This is a genomic window from Acidimicrobiia bacterium (assembly GCA_016650365.1).
In the GTDB taxonomy this organism is placed as follows: domain Bacteria; phylum Actinomycetota; class Acidimicrobiia; order Spongiisociales; family JAENVV01; genus JAENVV01.
This window is the reverse complement of record JAENVV010000142.1, coordinates 1-4398: the sequence shown is the minus strand read 5'-3', so window position 1 is coordinate 4398 and position 4398 is coordinate 1. Positions and strand designations below refer to the sequence as shown.

Here is a 4398-nt window from a genome sequence, read left to right as displayed (position 1 = left end):
AACGGATCGAGGTCACCGAGGGCTCCTGGGTCAATCCCGTCATGCTGATCATGAAGGATGGAGTTGAACACCGTATGCCGATGCTCGGCCTTGGGAAACGACCCAATCGCTATGAACGAAAGATGATCGACGCACTCACAGGAGTCGTCCCGGTCACCTGGAACCCGGCCGATCGCTAATCAGCGGCCGGGAATGGCGATGCGCTTTTCGTACCAGCGGAGCAATAGGCTGAGTGACAGGGTGAGGGTGACGTAAATCACCACGAGTACGAAGAAGCCTTCCCTGAACCGGAACGTCGAGCCGGTGTAAAGGCGGGCCATCTGGGTGATCTCCCGGACTGCCAGAACCGACGCCAAAGACGTGTCCTTCATGAGCGAGATGAGGTCGTTGCCCAGCGCCGGCAGCATGTTGCGGATGGCTTGCGGTAGGACAACTCTTCGCATGATCGCCCCTTCCGATAGGCCAACCGCTCGACCGGCCTCAAGCTGGCCGACAGGAACCGATTGAATACCAGCTCGAAAAACCTCGGCGATGAAGGCCGCATAAAAGAGTGACAAAGCCGCAATCATCCGGATGATCGGGCTGATCGATCGGCTCTCAATGTGGATCAGGTCGGCGAAATCGGGAGCCAGAACCTGGGCCACCACGAAGATGAACACGAGCATCGGAATCCCCCGAATCAACTCGATGTACAGCTGAGAAACGTTGCGAATGGCCGACTTGATGACTGACCGGTTCCCCTGGTCTGCATCTGACAGTCCGGATATCCGGCCCAAGCCGATCAGCAGGCCGAGGACGGTGGCGATCACAAATGACGCAAGCGTTAACACCAGGGTGATGACGATGCCCCTCCCCCACACGAAGGCGCTGCCGACGGCTACGTCGTCAACTACGACGTCTTCGATCAGTGGCCACGGGAAGATGTTGCGAAAGGCTTCGTTGTATCTCGGGTTGAGGACCACGGCAGCACCCATACCAACGATGATGGCGATCATCCCAACCAACCACCAGGGAAAGTCGTGCGAGTCAAATTCGATCACCGCCGACGGGCCTGGCGAAGCAGGTTCCTTGGCGGGATTCTTATCCACGATTACTCCTCAAATAGAAGATGCGCCGGACGTGCCCGGCGCATCTTATCTACTCAGCGGCTGCGGCGTCTGGCTCAGCCCTCAATATCGTCGTAGGTGACCGCGAAGCCTTCACCGAAGAACTTGCGCCCGATGTCGTCAAACGTGCCATTGGCCTTCAGCGTTTTGATGGCAGCGTTGACCGGGTCGATCAGGTCAGAGCCCTTGGGATAAATGAACCCAAGTGGGTCGGACTGCAGGTCACCGTCGAGTGTCTTCATCACTTCAGCGTTGGCCCCGATATAGCCGAGCCCGGCCGAATCGTCGATGATGACCGCATCCACATCACCGGCAATCAGCGCCTGAACTGCCTGCGGAAAGCTCTCGTAAGCGCTGATACGACTCTCATCAACCAACGTGATCGCCAACTCGTAGTTCGTTGTTCCAGACTGCGTCGCGATAATCGCATCACTGGCGATCAGCGCGTCCTTATCGGCATACCGGTCATCATCGATCTGAACGATGAACTTCTGGATAACCGTCATGTAGGCGTCTGAGTAGTCGACAATCTCTTTGCGGTCATCGGTGATCGAAATGCCATCGGCTGCCGTATCGAGCTCACCCTGAGCGACCTGGTCGATAACGGCCGGCCACCCGGACTCAACGAAGACAGGCGTGCAATTGATCAAGTCACAGATCGCTCGCCACATGTCGTAATCCCAACCCTGACCTTCGGTCTCGCCAGCCAGGACGTAGTTGTACGGCAGATATGCGTTCTCTACTCCGACAGTCACCTCACGACCGCCGAGATCGAACTCTCCGCCGCCGGCGGCAGCGGTTGTGTCGGTCGACGTACCACCACATGCTGCGAGTACAAAGGCGAACAGCAGTGACACGGCGACAAATTTGGATTGTTTCATATTTCTCCTCCGAGTTTTGCCCTCTGGGCACTCAAGACATTACCGAGCGCAGAGGAAAACTGCACACCGTGTGGGTTCAGTCGCCTGCCTTCACCCGGTCAGTCGCCGACTCCAACTCACCGATCCGAGCCCGGGTCCAGTCGCCGCTATGAAGTAGTTGCTGGCGAAGCACGACGTGGGCCGGGTTGCCCGAGCCATCAGCGCGATCTGACATCGGCGTAATCGCGATCGCCGAAGTTGTCATGATTTGGCGAGATGACGGCAGTGTTCGCGCAGCTCGATCTCCATATCGCCCACCGTCCGTCCAACAATCATTGTGGACTGCGGGGAGCGCGGCACGGATCGTATCCATCCGAATACTGAGGTCATACTTCTGGCGGAACGCATCGTCGGGTAGGTCGGCCAATTCGGCGGCCACCGATCAGCGACTCGGCGTACACTCCAGCTGTGGCAAGAGACGAAGAAACGAAGTGGGAACATCGGTACTCCTCGGGCGGATATCAGCAGCGAGACTGGACCTCACCGTTTCTGGCCGAGTGGCTGCCCCGGGTCCCGATTGGACGGGCCCTCGACGTGGCGTGTGGGGCAGGTCGCAATACTCTTGCCCTAGCCGAGGCGGGTTTCGAGACGGTGGGAATCGATATTTCCGAAACGGCTATCTCAATGGGCCACAAGACGGCCACCGAACGAGGCCTGACGATCGACTGGCAAGTCGCGGATCTCGACACTCAGGAAATCGGACGAAACGCCTATGACCTCATCACGAACTTCCGGTTCCGGAGCGAACGGCTCTGGCCCAAACTGGTCACGGCGCTGAAACCAGATGGCTGGCTCATCGCCGAGCATCACTTCAGAACCCACCTAACGGTTGCGGGTCCCCCCACCGATGACTTCCGGCTCGAACCGGGCGAATATCTCAGGGCGTTTGCGGACCTTCGAATCATTCATTACTCAGAGTCGATCGAGGAGGCCGATCAACCCGGCGAGCTCTTCGCCATCGAACGGATTGTTGCCTGCAATGGTGACCCCGGTTTCTAACCTGGCTGACCTCTTCGGTTAGGGAAGCCGGGCGGTAACGATGGTCTTCAGAACCGGAAGCGGTACGGTCCCGTTGCTCAGCAACGCGTCGTGAAACGCCTTGATGTCGAATCTCTCTCCGAGTCGTTGCTCTGCTTCGGCCCGAATCGAGTCGATCTCGAGTCGGCCCATCATGTAGCTGGTCGCCTGGCCGGGCGCCCCGATATACCGATCAATCTCTTGTTCGATCTCATAGACCGCCATGGGAGAGTGCTCGACCATGTAGTCGATGGCCTGTTGACGGGTCCATCCGAGGGCGTGCATCCCCGTATCGACGACCAGGCGGCAGGCCCGCAAGGAATCGGCAAAGAGCATGCCAACCCGTTCCCAGTCGTCCTCGTACAGGCCCATCTCGTCGGCAAGTCGTTCTGTGTACAAACCCCACCCCTCGCCAAAGCCCGGCAGGTACAGGTGACGATGCAGTGGGTGCACAAGGTCGTTTTCCATCCCGAGCGCCAGCTGCAAATGATGCCCGGGAATTCCCTCGTGATAGGCGATCGCTGCCACCTGGAAGGTGGCCCACATCGTCGGTTCGGATGTGTTAAAGAAGAAGTGGCCGGGTTGGGTCCCGTCCTCACTGGGAGTGCGGTAGTAGGCGAGCGCCCCGACCTCGGTAGCGCTGGCAAGGCAATCGGCCTTGGGCAGGGTGCCAAACCAGTCGCCCATCGCCGCTTTGGCCTTCTCGAATGCTCGAAGCGCGTCGGCGATGATCGACCCGGCGTCGTGATGGTGCAGCGAGTCATCGGTGCGGAGCCGTTCGTAGATGTCGTCGATGTCTGTCACCCCGAGCAGTGGTCCGGCCAGTTGCCCGTATTCGGCTTCCAACCTGGCAACCTGCTCGAGGCCAACCGCATGGACATGTTCAGGCGTAACGTCGAGCGTCGTGTGGGCTTTGACAAGGCGCCGGTACAGCTCGATGCCCCCGGTGAGGTGAACCAGCCCTGGCCGATCGTCCGGACGTCCGGCGGGAACGGTTGTGTTGATGAGTTCTTCGACCAGTAGTTGGAGAGCTGGTTTCAAGTGCGACTCGATGAGCCTGGCGAGGTCCCTCTTCCACGCAACCGCATCGGACGGATCGAACTCGAGTGGGGCAGCTTGCTGTGCAAACGGTTCATCCCGGGCAGCCAACAAGGCCGTCAAGCGGGCCGCGGTATCGGCTGCGTGTCGCGCCAAAGGGACCCTCCCTGAAACGGATCCTTCCCGCAAGCGATCGATCAACTGAGTGACGAACTTCGGGAACGCCCCAATTTTCGCGAGGTACCGATCACCATGGTCGGCAGTGACCAGTGGCTGGACCGTCAGGCCGGGCAAGAGCCACGAAACCACCCCCATTT

General features: G+C 59.3%; 6 protein-coding genes. 2 read left to right on the top strand and 4 right to left on the bottom strand.

Features of this window, described 5'->3' with window-relative positions:
- The coding region (locus JJE47_08550) for a hypothetical protein (protein MBK5267471.1) at positions 1 to 179 on the top strand (179 nt) is incomplete at its 5' end.
- Here the strand turns inward: JJE47_08550 and JJE47_08545 are convergent.
- The 3 genes from JJE47_08545 to JJE47_08535 form a co-directional block, all read right to left on the bottom strand.
- Positions 180 to 1088 (bottom strand): amino acid ABC transporter permease, encoded by a 909-nt coding sequence (locus JJE47_08545; protein MBK5267470.1) that lies wholly within the window; start codon positions 1086 to 1088, stop codon positions 180 to 182.
- Between the two features lie 74 nt (positions 1089 to 1162).
- Positions 1163 to 1987 (bottom strand): amino acid ABC transporter substrate-binding protein, encoded by an 825-nt coding sequence (locus JJE47_08540; GenBank protein MBK5267469.1) that lies wholly within the window; start codon positions 1985 to 1987, stop codon positions 1163 to 1165.
- 76 nt (positions 1988 to 2063) lie between these two features.
- A complete protein-coding gene (locus JJE47_08535; GenBank protein ID MBK5267468.1) occupies positions 2064 to 2405 on the bottom strand; it encodes a hypothetical protein in 342 nt (113 codons plus the stop codon).
- 29 nt (positions 2406 to 2434) lie between these two features.
- Between JJE47_08535 and JJE47_08530 the strand changes: the two genes are divergently transcribed.
- Complete coding sequence (locus JJE47_08530; GenBank protein ID MBK5267467.1) at positions 2435 to 3025, top strand: class I SAM-dependent methyltransferase; 591 nt, start codon at positions 2435 to 2437, stop codon at positions 3023 to 3025.
- A gap of 18 nt (positions 3026 to 3043) precedes the next feature.
- Here JJE47_08530 and JJE47_08525 read toward each other — a convergent pair.
- Positions 3044 to 4398: DUF885 domain-containing protein (locus JJE47_08525; protein MBK5267466.1), on the bottom strand; the 1355-nt coding region annotated here is incomplete at its 5' end.